Consider the following 13,530-nt stretch of genomic DNA (forward strand, 5'->3'; position numbering starts at 1 on the left):
GGTGGGCCCATGGCGGATTCCGAGATCCTGCGCGTGGACGGCCCCGACGGCGTGCGGGAGGTGAAGCTGAGCAGCCCGGACAAGGTGCTCTGGCCCGGCACCGACGGCGGTGGCCCCCTCACGAAGCGGGACCTTGCGGGATATCTGCTGGCGGTGGCCGCGCCGTTCCTCCACCTCAACGGGGACCGGCCCATGACGCTGCAGCGCTTCCCCGAGGGGATCGACGGCGAGGAGTTCTTCTCCAAGCGGCCGCCGCGGGGCGCGCCGGCCTACCTCAGGACGGTCACGTGCACCTACCCGTCCCGCCGGCGCCACGACCAGCTCGTGTTCGACGAGCCGGCTGCGCTGGCCTGGGCCGCCCAGATGGGAACGGTGACCTTCCATCCCTGGCCGGTGCGCACCGCCAATCTGGACAACCCGGACGAGCTGCGCATCGATCTGGACCCGCAGCCGGGACGGACCTTCGCAGACGCCGTCGCCGCGGCCCAGGCCCTCCGCGAGGTCATGGCCGAGGCCGGGCTCACGGCCTACGCGAAGACCTCCGGCAACCGGGGCGTCCACGTCTACGCGCGGATCCGGCCCACGCACGAGTTCCAGCACGTGCGCCACGGCGTCATCGGGATCGCCCGCGAGCTCGAGCGGCGGCTGCCGGAGCTGGTCACCACGTCCTGGTGGAAGGAGGAGCGCGGCGAGCGGGTCTTCGTCGACTTCAACCAGGCCAACCGGGACCGCACGATCGCCGCCGCGTACTCGCCCCGGCCCCTGCCGCACGCGCCGGTCTCGACCCCGCTGACCTGGGACGAGCTGGCCGACGCCGACCCGCGCGACTTCACAGTGCGCACGGTCCCGGCGCTCCTGGCCAGCCGGGAATGCCCTTGGACGGACATCGACCGCACCGCGGGCGACGTCGGCGGGGCACTGGCACTGTGGGAGCGGGACCTCGAGCGCGGGCTCGGCGAGCTGAACTTCCCGCCCGACTACCCCAAGATGCCCGGCGAACCGCCGCGCGTGCCGCCCAGCAAGCGCAAGGCCGACCGCTCGGACGCCGACTACCTGGCGCCCAAGGCGGAGCGGGACGCCGAGTGGGGCACCGCCATCGCACCCCCGTACGGGCCGATGCTCGCCAAGCCGGTCAAGAAGCTGCCGGAAGGGGACTTCCTCTACGAGCCCAAGTGGGACGGCTTCCGCGCGATCGTCTGGCGCTCGGGCGACAGGGTCGAGATCGGCTCGCGCAATGCCCTGCCCATGACCCGCTACTTCCCGGAGCTCGTCGCCGCCTTCGTGGAGAACCTCCCCGACCACTCGGTCATCGACGGCGAGATCATCCTGGTGGACCCCGAGTCCGGGGACCGCCTGAACTTCGACGCGCTGCAGCAGCGGATCCATCCGGCGGCATCACGCATCGCCAAGCTCAGCGCCGCCATGCCCGCCAGCTTCGTGGCGTTCGACCTGCTGGCGCTGGGGCAGGCCAACTACGTCGAGCGCCCGTTCGCGGAGCGGCGGGCGGCGCTCGAGGAGGCCATGGAGGGCGCAGAGCCGCCGGTCTACCTCACCGACGCGACCCGGGACCCCGCCCTCGCGCTGGAGTGGTTCACCGCCTTCGAGGGGGCAGGCCTGGACGGCATCGTGGCCAAGCCGCTCGGGGAGCCCTACGCCGAGGACAAGCGGATCATGTCGAAGCTGAAGCACGAGCGGACGGCGGACTGCGTCGTCGCCGGGTACCGGCTGTACAAGGACGAGCCCGACGCCATCGGCTCCCTGCTCCTTGGCCTGCACGACGACAAGGGCCAGCTCCACTCGGTGGGGGTCGTCGGGGCGTTCCCGATGGCTCGCCGGCGCGAGCTGTTCACCGAGCTGCAGCCCCTCGTCACGACCTTCGAAGACCATCCGTGGGCGTGGGCCCAGCCCGCGAAGGAGTCGCCGGACAACCGGGACCAGTCGATCCCGCGCACCCCGACCGCGGCCGCCCACTCCCGCTGGAACGCGAACAAGGACCTCTCCTTCATCCCGCTGCGGCCGGAACGCGTCGCCGAGGTGCGCTACGACCACACCGAGGGGGACCGCTTCCGGCACACCGCCCAGTGGGTGCGGTGGCGGGAGGACCGCTCGCCCTCGTCCTGCACCTACGACCAGCTGGAGGAACCGGTCAGCTACGACCTGTCCTCGGTGCTGAGCGGGGACCGGTAGGCCTGCCGCAGCGGCTGCCGGCGCGCAGGCGAGTCAGCCCTTGGGCCGGTTCGGGAGGTACTGGATCGCCCAGCGGTTGCCGTCCGGGTCCTCGAAGTTCACGAAGTGGCCCCAGTCGAGGACCTGGACGTCGCTGACCTCGACGCCGCGGGCGGCCAGCTCGTCGTGCGCCGCGGTGATGTCCGCGACCACGATCTGCAGGGCCGCAGTGCCGGGCGGCTTCTCGGACAGGCCCTCGCCGAACGCGATCGAGCACGCGGACCCCGGCGGGGTGATCTGCACGAAGCGCAGCTCCTCGCTGACCCGCTGGTCGTAGTCGAGGTGGAAGCCGACCTTGTTGACGTAGAAGTCGATGGATCGGTCGACGTCGCTCACGGGGATGAAGGCCAGTTCGATTTTCCAGTCCATGCGCCCACGCTAGACGCGGGCGGACGGCCCCGGAAGGGACCGGCGGACGGCTGCGGACAGGGACGGTCCGCAGCCGTCGGGAAACTTCTCAAAAGAATTCTCGGGAGCGAGTGACCTTTCCACGGCACCGGTCGGTTCAAGGGGTGTAGGGCGCGTGCTTGGCGTCCTGTCCACTGACTTCGATCCTTAGGAGCCGATCCATGTCGATCCTCACCGTCATCACCTCTGGCCTCACGTCGGGCAAGATCGCCGCCAGCGCCGCCGCGCTGGGTGTCCTCACGGTCGGCGGCGTGGGAACCGCCGCGTACGCCGGCGCCCTTCCGGCCGAGGCCCAGGGCGTGGCCCACCAGGTCCTCGGCGCCCCGGCGCCCCAGACCGCCGTGGACGCGGCGAAGGGCGATGCGACCGCCGCGGGCCAGAAGGTCCAGGACGTCGCGTCCAAGGGTGCCGCCCAGGCCAAGGACGCCGCCACCAAGGCCGCTTCCCAGGCCCAGGGCGCGGCCGCCGCCGCCCAGAAGGCCGCCGGCACCGCCGGCTCGTCCGCCGAGGGCAGCTCCACCGGTGCCGCGGACCTCGACCTCGTCGGCCTGTGCCATGCGGACGCCAACGGCTCGCTCAACGCCTCCTCGGCCGGCTTCAAGAGCCTCGAGGTCGCGGCCAAGGGCCAGGCCAACATCGCCGCCTACTGCCAGGGCCTCGATGCCCAGACCGCCGCAGGCTCCGTGAAGCAGGCCGTCGGCACCGCCGCGTCGGCCGCCAAGGCCGCGGTCCCCGGCACGCCGGCCCTCCCGAGCGTCCCCGCCGTGCCGGCCCAGGGCTCGCTGCCGAGCGTCCCGGCCGCCCCGAGCGTCCCCGCCGTGCCCTCCGATCTCGGCAGCACCCTTCACCAGTAACCTGCGGTAGGGTGTTTGACCGTGCCGGAGCCGCCCCTGCGGCGGCTCCGGCACGAACCGGCACAGTGCCCGTCCCCCACGGGCGCCATGCGCCGTGGCCGATGGACAGGATGGAGTGGTTGCACACGAGCGAGGACCCCGGAGTGGTGATCGCCGCGGACGATCAGGACAGCCCGGAAGCACTCTTCACCGCCGCCTACCGCGAGTACTCGGGCCCCGTCAGGGGCTACCTGCGCGCGCGGGGCATTGACGACCCCGACGCCGTGACGCACGACGTCTTCCTGGCCCTCTACACACGGCTCACCCAGGGCGGCACCGACGAGGGGCCCGGCTTCACCGGCGGCCTCGCGGGAACGAAGGCCCTGGCCTTCACCATCGCCCACGGGCGCGCCGTCGACCATCACCGGCGCAGGGCGAGGACCCCCTATCTGGTGCCCCACGAGGCAGAGACGGATCCCCGCCGCGCGGCCACGACCCCCGAGGATGCCGTCGTCGCGGACAGCGGCGCACTCGCCCTGCTCGGCAGGCTCTCGGAGGACTACCGCGAAGTCCTCCTCCTGCGCATCGTCGCCGACCTCTCGATCGAGGAGACCGCCGCGGTCATGGGTCGGACCACGGGCGCCGTCAAGCAGCTCCAGCGCCGGGCCCTGAACGAACTCCGCACGCACGTGCCGACCACAGAACTGAGCAGGCCATGACTTCCGCCTTTGACCCGGACGACCTCGACGTCGTCGACGAGCTCCTCGAGGGACTGGACTCCGAGGACGCCGAGTCCCTCCGTCCGGTCCTCGCCGAGCTCCGCGGGCTCGCAGAGTCCGAGCCTGTGCTCCCCAACCGCCGGATCAGCAGCGTCCTCGCCGCCGGCGCCGCCGCGGCCGCCCCGGCGGCCGTCACCGCTGTCCAGCCTGCCGCACCCGTGCAGCTCCCGGCCGCCGTCACCGCCCTCCAGCCTGCCGCACCCGAGCAGCTCCCGGAGGCCGGGCACGAGCCCGCGCCGGCCACCGTGGTGGACCTCGAGGCGGCCCGCAGCACCCGCTCGCGGCCCCGCCGGCGGCGCGGCCGCCCAGCCACGACAGCGCTCATCATCGCGATCACCGCCGGTGCGGCCTCCGCCGGCGCGGCCGCCGTGGCCCAGGACGGCTTCCACCTCTGGCCGGGCAGCGGCACCACCGCTGTGGACAACGCGCCGAGCCAGTCACCGTCCCCGGACGGTACCGGCCACGCGCCGCTGCCGGCCCGGGTAGCGCCCGCCGTCCCGGGACCGGCGAGCACGTCGGCCCCCGAGGGCACCCAGGGCCCGGCCGGCGTCGTCCCCAAGTCGACCCGGGCGGCGTCGCCCGTCACACCGTCCGTTCCCGCTCCGGCGGCGAGCGTCCCCGGGGTGCCGCTCCCGCAGCTGCCGCTCAGCCCGCCCTCGCTGGCTCCCAGCGCGGTGCCCACCATGCCGCACCTGCCGCCCGCGCCCACGTCGCCGTCGCTGCTCTCCGGCCTGCTGCCGAAGCTGCCGTAGGACGGCAGGCCCTCCGGCGCGGGCGGCCCGCTACTTGGCCAGGCCGTAGAGGCGGTCGCCCGCGTCCCCGAGCCCGGGAACGATGTAGGCCTTCTCGTTGAGCCGCTCGTCGATCGAGGCGAGGACGATCTTCACGTTCGCATCCCCCAGGCCCTTCCCGAGGCGCTCGAGCCCCTCGGGCGCGGCCAGCAGGCAGATGCACGTGACATCGCTGGCCCCGCGGCGGAAGAGGAACTTCACGGCCTCGCTCAGGGTTCCCCCGGTGGCGAGCATGGGATCGAGCACGAACACCTGGCGGCCCGTGAGGTCCTCCGGCAGCCGCTCCGCGTAGGTGACGATGTCGAGCGTCTCCTCGTCCCGGGCCATCCCGAGGAAGCCGACCTCCGCCGTCGGCACGAGCTTGACCATGCCCTCGAGCATGCCCAGGCCCGCCCGCAGGATCGGCACCACCAGTGGGGTGGGCTTGGTGAAGGCCGTCCCCACGGTGGTGGTGACAGGAGTCTCGATCGTCACGGGCTCGGTGCGCACCTCGCGGGTGGCTTCGTAGGCCAGGAGGGTCACGAGCTCCTCGGCCAGCTGCCGGAACACCGGGCTGGGGGTGTTCTTGTCCCGCAGCACGGTCAGCTTGTGCGCGACGAGGGGGTGGTCGACGACGAGAGTTCGCATGGCAGAGAACCTACCAGTCCCGTCTGCCCGGCTCACCCCGTCCGGCCCTCGCCTTCTCGTCAGAGCGAGGACGACGGCGGCACCCGCCCGCCGCCGTCGGGCGCGGCCTCGGCAGTGGCGTGCTCCGCCCGTGAGCGGCGCACGAGGTGGAAGACCTGGTGGGCAATGATCACCACCGTCAGCCACGCGCATCCCAGGAACCAGGCGGCCACGACGTCGGTGAGCCAGTGGTGGCCGAGGAAGACCCGGGAGAGGCCGATCGCGAGGGCATAGACCGCGCCGAGGCAGATCACCGCGGTGCGGGTCCACGCGCTGCGGACCCGGAGGCAGACGAGGTAGACCACGATCCCGGCGATGACCGTTGCGTTGAGGGTGTGCCCGCTCGGGAAGGATGCGGAGTACTCGTACGGGGGGACCGCGAGCTCGTGCGGCGGCCGGGCCCGGCCCGTGAGCTGCTTGCCGAAGACGGTCGCGGACAGCGAGCCGAGGGCCGCCGCCGGCACGAGGACGAGGGGCCGCCAGTGGCGCATCCACACGGCCAGGAGCACCATCGCCGCGGCCGCCACGATCGGCGCGATCACCCCACCGCCGATGTCGGTGACGACGGTGACCGCCGCGTCGAGCGTCGGGGTCCGGGCGGAGACCGCCCAATCGAGCACCGGCTGGTCCAGCGCCGCGAGCTCGTCCCGCTTCACCACCGACTCGTACACCTCGCCGCCGGCCCAGGAGAACCCGAGGGTCAGGGCAGCCCCCACAGCGAGCAGCACCCACATCGTGGTGTTGGGGCCGAGCCGGCGGCCGATCTCGGCCGCCCAGCGGCCCAGCGCGCCTCCCTCGTCCACGCGCGCCTCCTCTCCCCCGGCGTTCCGGCCGGATGCGGCCGGCTGCCGCAGGGCGTGCCGTCTGTGCCGTCTGCGCCCGAACCTATCATTGGAGCCATGCCCGCCCCCGGACCGCACACGCAGGACCGCGCCCACGTCTCGTGGATGCGGCGCGCCCTCGAGGAGGCCCGGGCCGCAGAGACGACCGGGGACGTGCCGATCGGGGCCGTCGTCGTGGGGCCCGACGGCGCGGTGGTCGCGGCCGGGCGCAACGAACGCGAGGCGCTGGGCGACCCGACGGCGCACGCGGAGGTCCAGGCGATCCGCGCCGCGGCGGCTGTGCTCGCGCATCAGGGCGACGGCGACGGCTGGCGGCTGGCCGACTGCACCCTCGTGGTCACCCTCGAGCCCTGCGCGATGTGCGCGGGCGCGATCGTCCTGGCGAGAATCCCCCGCGTGGTCTTCGGCGCCTGGGACGAGAAGGCCGGCGCGGCAGGCAGCGTGTTCGACATCCTCCGCGAACGGCGCCTCAACCACTGGGTCGAGGTTTACCCGGGTGTGCTCGAGGAGGAGTGCGGGGCGCTCCTGCGCGGGTTCTTCGCCCAGCACCGCTGAGCCCCTGGGTGGAATGATGGCCATGACCTCGGCCGGCGACCTCACATTTCCGGCCTCCCCGGCGTCTTCATGGTGATGGACACGAAACAGCCCTTCGAAAAGCTCGTCGAGCTCCACGGAGCCTCGGTGCTGCGGGTGTGCCGCGCGGTCGTCGGCCCGCTGGACGCCGAGGACGTCTGGCAGGAGACCTTCCTGTCGGCCCTGCGCGCCTACACCGACCTCCCGCCCGATGCCAACGTCGAGGCCTGGCTCGTGACCATCGCCCACCGCCGCTCCCTCGACGCCGTCCGGGCAGCGGGGCGCCGCGCCGTCCCGGTCGAGTCGGTGCCGGAGGGACGCTCGCCCCTGGGGAACCCCGCCCCGCCGGACAGCGGCCTGTGGGGCCAGGTTGCGCGCCTGCCGGACAAGCAGCGGCGCGTCATCGCCTACCGTTACCTCGGCGACCTGCCCTTCGGGGAGATCGCCGCGATCGTCGGCGGCACTCCCGCCGCGGCCCGCCGCTCCGCCGCGGACGGGCTCAGGAAGCTGCGCGCCCTCGTCTCGGCAGATCTGCTGCCCGAAGGAGATCCCTCATGAACCGCCCCCACACCGACACGACCGCGACCGGCGCGGATCCCGCCGAGCTGGCCCTCGGCACCGTGGACCTGGCCGTCGCGCCCCACCTGACGGCCATCGAGCCCGGCACCCTCGAGCGGCTGCGCGGAACGCTGGCGGCCGAGGCCGGCCGGGAGGGACTGCTCGACGTCGCCTACCGGGTGGTCGACTCGCCGCTGGGCCAGCTCCTCGTCGCCGCGACCGAACGCGGCCTGGTCCGCGTGGCCTTCGAACGCGAGGGCCTCGACGCCGTCCTGCAGACGCTCGCCGACCGGCTGAGCCCGCGCATCCTCGAGGCCCCCGGCCGCCTGGGCTCCGCCGCCCGGGAGATCGAGGAATACTTCGCCGGACGGCGCACACGCTTCGACCTGCCCCTGGACCTGAGCCTCTCCGCCGGGTTCCGCCGCACCGTCCTCGCCCACCTCGGCGAGATCCCCTTCGGCGCCACCGAGAGCTACACCGAGGTCGCCCGGGCCGTGGGGAACCCGAAGGCCGTCCGCGCCGTCGGCACCGCCTGCGCGACCAATCCCCTCCCGCTCGTGATCCCGTGCCACCGGGTGCTGCGCTCCGACGGGAGCCTCGGCGGCTACATCGGCGGCCTGGAGGCGAAGACGGCGCTCCTCTCCCTCGAGGCGGCCGCGTGAGCGGCACACTCTTCGGCGACGACCTGCTCGAGCGGCCCCGCCGCGAGCTCGCGCCGGGCGCCGTGCATGTGCCCGGGTGGCTCACCCTCGAGCAGCAGGCATGGATCACCGGGCAGTTCCGCCAGTGGTCTGCGGGACCGGTGCCACCTCGGGCCGCGGCCGTTCGGGGACACGAGATGTCCGTGAAGACCGTGTGTCTGGGCTGGCACTGGCAGCCCTACCGCTATTCCCGCGAGGCCACCGACGTCAACGGAGCCCGCGTGCTGCCGCTTCCCGGCTGGCTCGGGCGCGTGGGCCGGCTCGCCGTCGCCGAGGCCTACGGCCCCGGCGAGGCGGCCCAGCAGTACGCCCCCGACACAGCCCTGGTGAACTACTACGACGACGCAGCGCGAATGGGCATGCACCAGGACAAGGATGAGGTCTCCCGCGAGCCGGTCGTGTCCCTGTCCGTCGGGGACAGCTGCCTCTTCCGCTTCGGCAACTCCGAGTCACGGGGCCGGCCGCATGAGGACCTCGTGCTGGCCTCCGGCGACCTCTTCGTGTTCGGCGGTCCGGCGCGGCTCGCCTTCCACGGCGTCATGAAGACCTACCCGGGCACCGCGCCCTCCGGGTGTGGCCTCGAGGCCGGGCGCATCAACATCACCCTCCGCGTGACCGGACTGGACTGAAGGAGCACCCCATGGCCGAGGCAGCACTGATCACCGGCGAGGACGGCCTGTCCCGGCCTGTGTGGGCCAGCGCGGACGCGCTGATGCGCGAGTACTACGACACCGAGTGGGGCATGCCCGTCCGCGACGAGCAGGGCGTCTACGAGCGGATCTGCCTCGAGGGCTTCCAGGCCGGCCTCTCTTGGGCCACGATCCTGCGCAAGCGGCCCGCGTTCCGCGCGGCCTTCGCCGGCTTCGGCCCCGAGGCGGTCGCACGGTTCACGCCGGAGGACGTCGAGCGGCTCATGCTCGACGAGGGAATCGTCCGCAACCGGGCCAAGATCAACGCCGCCGTCACCAACGCCGCGGCCACGCTCGCACTGCGCGAGGAGGGCGGCCTGGCGGAGTTCGTGTGGTCGTTCCAGCCCGCCGAGACTCCGGCGCCCGCCTCCTTCGCCGAGATCCCGTCCACATCGCCGGAATCGATCGCGCTCTCGAAGGCGCTGCGCAAGAAGGGCTTCGCGTTCGTGGGCCCGACCACGATGTTCGCGCTCATGGAGGCCATCGGCATCATCGACACCCACCTCGTGGGCAGCCATCGCCGGGGCAGCTCGGGCGTGTGGGCGTAGCCCCCGGTGGTCGCGCACAGCGCGGGGTCCACAGTGCCTGAGCACGGCGGAACGGTGCCAGAGCCCCGCCCTCCGGAGGCCGCCGCTGCTCCCCTCCGGCTGGAGGCGCCGGGCGGCCTCGCTCCCGCCGCGATGCTCGCGGGCCTCGCCGCCCACACCGTGCCGGGCGCCGAGCGCACCGACCTCGCCGCGGGCACCCACGAGCGGCTCGTCCACACCGCCGGCGGACCCGTCGCCGTCTCGGTGCAGCTCGATGCCGACGGCGTGGACCTCGCCATCCGCGCGGCCCACGAGGTCGTCGCGTCCGTGGTCCCGGCGGTGCGGGCGTGGCTGGACCTCGCAACCGACCTGGGCCCCGTCCGCGCGGCGCTGCGGGCGGACCCCCTCCTCCGGCCCCTCGTGGAGGCCCGGCCCGCGCTGCGGGTCACCGGAACGACGGACGCCTTCCAGACGGCCGTGACGACCGTGCTGGGCCAGCAGGTCTCGCTCGCTGCGGGCCGCACGTTCGCGGGACGGCTCGTCGCCGCCTACGGCGAGCCCGGCCCCCACCGGCTGGCCCAGTTCCCCACCGCCGCCGCCCTCGCCGGGGTCCGGGCCGAGGACCTCCAGTCCGCCGTCGGCCTGACGTCCTCCCGCGCCCGCACGGTCCGCGCCCTCGCACAGGCCCTCGCAGACCGGAGCCACTCCCCCGGGGACACCGCCCTGCGGCTCACGCGTGAGGAACTCCTCGCGGTCCCCGGCGTGGGCCCCTGGACCGCGGACTACCTCGAGGTCCGCACAGGCAAACCGGATGCCTTTGCCCCCGGCGACCTCGTGCTGCGCCGCGCCCTCGGCGGCATCAGCGCGGCCGAGGCCGCCCGCCGCGCCGAGGCGTGGCGGCCGTTCCGGGCGTATGCACTCGTGCACCTGTGGACCGCCACGGCCTACACGCGCTGAGCACCCGGCGGCCGAGGCAGGGCACAGCGGAGACCGGGGCCGGTCCGGGCACATCGCCCCAGTTTGGACTCAGCGGCCCGACTCGGTAGAGTAGATGCCTGCTGGTGGTGTGTCCGAGCGGCCGAAGGTGCATCACTCGAAATGATGTTTGGGGCAACCCAACGGGGGTTCAAATCCCTCCACCACCGCCCAGCACGAAGGCCTCGCCTTCCCCGGAATGCCGGGGATCGCGAGGCCTTCGTCATTCCCTGCGCCGACCGCGCCCGGCAGGCGGCGGCCCGCTCGCCGGCTGTACCTGCTCGTTCCATGGCCCACGGCGTAGTATGCCGCCCACAGCGTTGAAACGAGAGGGAACCCATGGCCGCGAGATGGCTCGACGAGGCCAACGCCCACGTCCGCTCCGACCTCAGCCCCGTCAAGACCGCGGACCTCCCGCCCCGGAGCGAGTGAGGGCACGAGAGGTGTCCTTCGTCGAGCTGTCCCTCATCTGCATCGTCGCGCTCCTCGGTCCGGCGCTCGCGGCCAGGAGGTCCTGGCACCTGCCGCTCGTGCTCGGCGAGCTCATCGCCGGCGTCGTGGTCGGCAAGTCGCTGCTCGGCTGGGTCGACTCCGGCAACGAGACGCTGGTCTTCCTCGCCGACCTCGGCTTCGCCCTGATGATGTTCGTGGCGGGAACCCATGTGCCGGTGCGGGACCGGACCATCCGGGAGGCCGTCGGCAAGGGCGCCCTCCGGATGGCCGTGACATCGGCCGTCGCCGCCGGGCTCGGGATCGGGATCGCCCTCCTGATCGGCTCGGCCCATGCTCCCCTGTATGTGGTCCTCATGGCCTCGTCCTCCGCAGCGCTCGTGCTGCCGATCGTCGACTCGCTCAAACTCACCGGCCGCAGCGTCCTCGAGCTCACGGCCCAGGTCGCGCTCGCGGACGTGGCGGCGATCGTGGCGCTGCCGCTCGCCATCGACCCGGCCAATGCCGGGCCCAAGGCGATCGGGGCGTTGGCAGTGGCCGTCTGCGCCCTCGTGCTCTGGTGGGCGCTGCGGCACTTCGAAAGGGACGGCTCGCGGCAGCGTCTCCACAGCTTCTCCGAGGAGCGCAAGTTCGCCCTGGAGCTGCGCATCCAGCTCTCGATCCTGTTCGCCCTGGCAGGGCTGGCCGTGTTCACGCACGTGTCGGTCATGCTCTCGGGCTTCGCGTTCGGCCTCGCGGTCTCCGCCGTGGGCGAGCCTCGGAGGCTGGCGCGCCAGCTGTTCGCCCTCAACGACGGCTTCCTGGGCCCCGTGTTCTTCGTGTGGCTCGGCGCCTCGATCGACCTGCGCCAGCTCGGCGGCCACCCGCAGATGATCGTGCTCGGCCTGCTGCTCGGCGGCGGCGCGGTGGTCGCCCACGCCGTGGGCCGCATGACGGGCCTCCCCCTGCCGTTCGCGATCGGCTCGGCTGCCCAGCTCGGGGTCCCGGTCGCCGCCGCGACGATCGGACGCAGCCTCGGAGTCCTCGCGCCTGGCGAGGACTCCGCGCTCCTCCTCGGCGCGCTCCTCACCATCGGGAGCACGACGGCGGCAGCCTCCTGGGCTGCCCAGCGCGCCGCCGGGGCGCGACCGGCGCCGGGGCCGGCCGCCCCCGCCGACGGGGGCGCCCGACCGGCCCAGTAGGACCGCACCCCACGGCCGGGACGCGGCTCTGGACACCGTCCGCGTCCGAGCCCACACTGGCCGCATGCGAGCCAAGATCAGCACCCCGCACCGGCCGCACCACCATGAGAGGGCCCGGGCCGCGACGGTCCAGGACGCCGCCCGGGCCGGCGTCCGCACGCCAGAAGCCGGTGGCTCCGCCGCGGCCGCCCCCGCCCCGCCGCGGCCGCCCCTCACGGGGCCGGTCACCGGCGAAGAGCTCGAGCTGGCCCGCCGCAACCACTCCGCTCCGCTCGAGGCCCTCCGCTGGCCCCTGACCCCCCCCGGCCTGCACTACACCGTGGTCCACTTCGACATCCCCGACCTGCACCCTGAGGACTGGCGCCTGAGGATCCACGGGTCACTCGGGCACCCCCTCGACCTCACCCTCAGCGAGATCCGACGGCGCCCCCGCCGCACGGCGGCAGTCACCCTCGAGTGCGCCGGCAACGGACGGGGGCGCCTCGAGCCCCGCCCCCAGAGCATCCCGTGGGACACGGGCGCCGTGGGCACCGCGGAGTGGACCGGGACTCCCCTCGCCCCGCTCCTGGCCGAGGCCGGCATCGGCGCCGAGGCCGTCGACGTCGTCTTCACCGGCGCCGACCGCGGCGTCCAGGGCGGTCTCGAGCAGGACTACGCCCGCTCGCTGCGGGCGGACGAGGCAATGGCCCCAGAGGTGCTCCTCGCCTACGAGATGGGCGGCCAGCCCCTCCCGCCCCAGCACGGCTACCCGCTGCGGCTCCTCGTGCCGGGGTGGTATGGGATGGCGAGCGTGAAGTGGCTCACCTCGATCGAGGTGCTCGACCGGCCAGCGCACGTGTTCCAGAACGAGAGCACCTACCGCTACTCGCGGGACGCGGACGATCCGGGCGAGCCGGTGGGCCGCATGAGAGTGCGCTCGCTGATGGTCCCGCCCGGCATGCCCGACTTCTTCACGCGGCGCCGGACCCTCGGGGCCGGGCCCACGACGCTCCACGGCAGGGCCTGGTCGGGCGAGGGGCCGGTGGTGAGGGTCGAGGTCGCGATCGACGGGGCCTGGGCGGAGGCACAGGTGGAGCCGCCGGGCGCAGCGCACGCCTGGCAGGAGTTCATGCTGCCCTGGATCGCTGCTCCTGGCACCCACGCGCTCGCCAGCCGGGCCACCGACGCCGGCGGCAACGTCCAGCCCCTCGAGCAGGCCTGGACGTTCCAGGGAATGGGCAACAACGCCGTCCAGGAGACCGTGGTCGACGTCCGCGCCTGAGGCGGCCCCCTCCCACGGCCGCCCGCGGGGCCACGGGCTGCAGAACGCCGTGGCCGGACTGTGGCCGTGT

At 73.6% G+C, this 13,530-nt stretch carries 15 protein-coding genes and 1 tRNA gene; 13 read left to right on the forward strand and 3 right to left on the reverse strand.

The features are described 5' to 3' along the window. The first annotated feature begins 9 nt into the window (after positions 1-9). Positions 10-2,187 carry an ATP-dependent DNA ligase gene (locus tag ACYVKZ_RS06790; protein ID WP_460991302.1) on the forward strand — a complete coding sequence of 726 codons (2,178 nt, stop codon included), beginning with the start codon at positions 10-12 and terminating at the stop codon, positions 2,185-2,187. A gap of 33 nt (positions 2,188-2,220) precedes the next feature. Here ACYVKZ_RS06790 and ACYVKZ_RS06795 read toward each other — a convergent pair whose 3' ends face one another. After that, positions 2,221-2,595 carry a VOC family protein gene (locus tag ACYVKZ_RS06795; protein ID WP_460991303.1) on the reverse strand — a complete coding sequence of 125 codons (375 nt, stop codon included), beginning with the start codon at positions 2,593-2,595 and terminating at the stop codon, positions 2,221-2,223. A 200-nt stretch (positions 2,596-2,795) separates the two neighbouring features. On the opposite strand from ACYVKZ_RS06795, the gene ACYVKZ_RS06800 reads away from it, so the two are divergent. From ACYVKZ_RS06800 to ACYVKZ_RS06810, 3 genes are all read left to right on the forward strand, one after another. Continuing rightward, the gene (locus ACYVKZ_RS06800) at positions 2,796-3,488 is read left to right on the forward strand and encodes a protein tyrosine phosphatase (protein WP_460991304.1); all 693 of its coding nucleotides are present in this window, start codon (positions 2,796-2,798) and stop codon (positions 3,486-3,488) included. A 110-nt stretch (positions 3,489-3,598) separates the two neighbouring features. Next, the gene (locus tag ACYVKZ_RS06805) at positions 3,599-4,186 is read left to right on the forward strand and encodes an RNA polymerase sigma factor (protein ID WP_460991305.1); all 588 of its coding nucleotides are present in this window, start codon (positions 3,599-3,601) and stop codon (positions 4,184-4,186) included. Then, positions 4,183-4,998, forward strand: coding sequence for a hypothetical protein (locus tag ACYVKZ_RS06810; protein WP_460991306.1), 816 nt, complete (start codon positions 4,183-4,185; stop codon positions 4,996-4,998). Before ACYVKZ_RS06805 ends, ACYVKZ_RS06810 begins: the two co-directional genes overlap by 4 nt. Positions 4,999-5,028: 30 nt before the next feature. Here the strand turns inward: ACYVKZ_RS06810 and upp are convergent, their stop codons facing one another. Together upp and ACYVKZ_RS06820 are read right to left on the reverse strand one after the other, a co-directional pair. After that, positions 5,029-5,664, reverse strand: a complete 636-nt coding sequence (upp, locus tag ACYVKZ_RS06815) for a uracil phosphoribosyltransferase (RefSeq protein ID WP_460991307.1) — start codon at positions 5,662-5,664, stop codon at positions 5,029-5,031. A gap of 59 nt (positions 5,665-5,723) precedes the next feature. After that, complete coding sequence (locus ACYVKZ_RS06820; RefSeq protein ID WP_460991308.1) at positions 5,724-6,506, reverse strand: phosphatase PAP2 family protein; 783 nt, start codon at positions 6,504-6,506, stop codon at positions 5,724-5,726. 96 nt (positions 6,507-6,602) lie between these two features. Between ACYVKZ_RS06820 and tadA the strand changes: the two genes are divergently transcribed. The 9 genes from tadA (at position 6,603) to ACYVKZ_RS06865 (ending at position 13,460) form a co-directional block, all read left to right on the forward strand. Continuing rightward, the gene (tadA, locus tag ACYVKZ_RS06825) at positions 6,603-7,100 is read left to right on the forward strand and encodes a tRNA adenosine(34) deaminase TadA (RefSeq protein WP_460991309.1); all 498 of its coding nucleotides are present in this window, start codon (positions 6,603-6,605) and stop codon (positions 7,098-7,100) included. A 75-nt stretch (positions 7,101-7,175) separates the two neighbouring features. Continuing rightward, entirely contained in the window at positions 7,176-7,676 is a 501-nt protein-coding gene (locus ACYVKZ_RS06830; protein ID WP_460991310.1) for an RNA polymerase sigma factor, read from the forward strand. Then, positions 7,673-8,338 (forward strand): methylated-DNA--[protein]-cysteine S-methyltransferase, encoded by a 666-nt coding sequence (locus ACYVKZ_RS06835; RefSeq protein WP_460991311.1) that lies wholly within the window; start codon positions 7,673-7,675, stop codon positions 8,336-8,338. The genes ACYVKZ_RS06830 and ACYVKZ_RS06835 overlap by 4 nt, the downstream gene beginning before the upstream one ends. Continuing rightward, positions 8,335-9,006, forward strand: a complete 672-nt coding sequence (locus ACYVKZ_RS06840; RefSeq protein WP_460991312.1) for an alpha-ketoglutarate-dependent dioxygenase AlkB family protein — start codon at positions 8,335-8,337, stop codon at positions 9,004-9,006. Before ACYVKZ_RS06835 ends, ACYVKZ_RS06840 begins: the two co-directional genes overlap by 4 nt. 11 nt (positions 9,007-9,017) lie before the next feature. Then, on the forward strand, positions 9,018-9,614 hold the full coding sequence (locus tag ACYVKZ_RS06845; protein WP_460991313.1) for a DNA-3-methyladenine glycosylase I: 597 nt from the start codon (positions 9,018-9,020) through the stop codon (positions 9,612-9,614). A gap of 54 nt (positions 9,615-9,668) precedes the next feature. Continuing rightward, a complete protein-coding gene (locus tag ACYVKZ_RS06850) occupies positions 9,669-10,550 on the forward strand; it encodes a DNA-3-methyladenine glycosylase family protein (protein WP_460991314.1) in 882 nt (293 codons plus the stop codon). Between the two features lie 103 nt (positions 10,551-10,653). Beyond that, positions 10,654-10,738: transfer RNA gene (locus ACYVKZ_RS06855), tRNA-Ser, on the forward strand. 273 nt (positions 10,739-11,011) lie between these two features. Then, positions 11,012-12,199, forward strand: coding sequence for a cation:proton antiporter (locus ACYVKZ_RS06860; RefSeq protein ID WP_460991315.1), 1,188 nt, complete (start codon positions 11,012-11,014; stop codon positions 12,197-12,199). 64 nt (positions 12,200-12,263) lie between these two features. Beyond that, positions 12,264-13,460, forward strand: a complete 1,197-nt coding sequence (locus ACYVKZ_RS06865; protein ID WP_460991316.1) for a sulfite oxidase — start codon at positions 12,264-12,266, stop codon at positions 13,458-13,460. The last annotated feature ends 70 nt before the right edge of the window (positions 13,461-13,530 follow it).

The sequence above is a fragment of the Sinomonas soli genome, assembly GCF_054782415.1.

Coding starts and splice junctions, on each gene's coding strand:
- ACYVKZ_RS06790 (WP_460991302.1), top strand. CDS start 10: ATGGCGGATTCCGAGATCCTGCGCGTGGACGGCCCCGACGGCGTGCGG.
- ACYVKZ_RS06795 (WP_460991303.1), bottom strand. CDS start 2,595: ATGGACTGGAAAATCGAACTGGCCTTCATCCCCGTGAGCGACGTCGAC.
- ACYVKZ_RS06800 (WP_460991304.1), top strand. CDS start 2,796: ATGTCGATCCTCACCGTCATCACCTCTGGCCTCACGTCGGGCAAGATC.
- ACYVKZ_RS06805 (WP_460991305.1), top strand. CDS start 3,599: ATGGAGTGGTTGCACACGAGCGAGGACCCCGGAGTGGTGATCGCCGCG.
- ACYVKZ_RS06810 (WP_460991306.1), top strand. CDS start 4,183: ATGACTTCCGCCTTTGACCCGGACGACCTCGACGTCGTCGACGAGCTC.
- upp (WP_460991307.1), bottom strand. CDS start 5,664: ATGCGAACTCTCGTCGTCGACCACCCCCTCGTCGCGCACAAGCTGACC.
- tadA (WP_460991309.1), top strand. CDS start 6,603: ATGCCCGCCCCCGGACCGCACACGCAGGACCGCGCCCACGTCTCGTGG.
- ACYVKZ_RS06830 (WP_460991310.1), top strand. CDS start 7,176: ATGGACACGAAACAGCCCTTCGAAAAGCTCGTCGAGCTCCACGGAGCC.
- ACYVKZ_RS06835 (WP_460991311.1), top strand. CDS start 7,673: ATGAACCGCCCCCACACCGACACGACCGCGACCGGCGCGGATCCCGCC.
- ACYVKZ_RS06845 (WP_460991313.1), top strand. CDS start 9,018: ATGGCCGAGGCAGCACTGATCACCGGCGAGGACGGCCTGTCCCGGCCT.
- ACYVKZ_RS06865 (WP_460991316.1), top strand. CDS start 12,264: ATGCGAGCCAAGATCAGCACCCCGCACCGGCCGCACCACCATGAGAGG.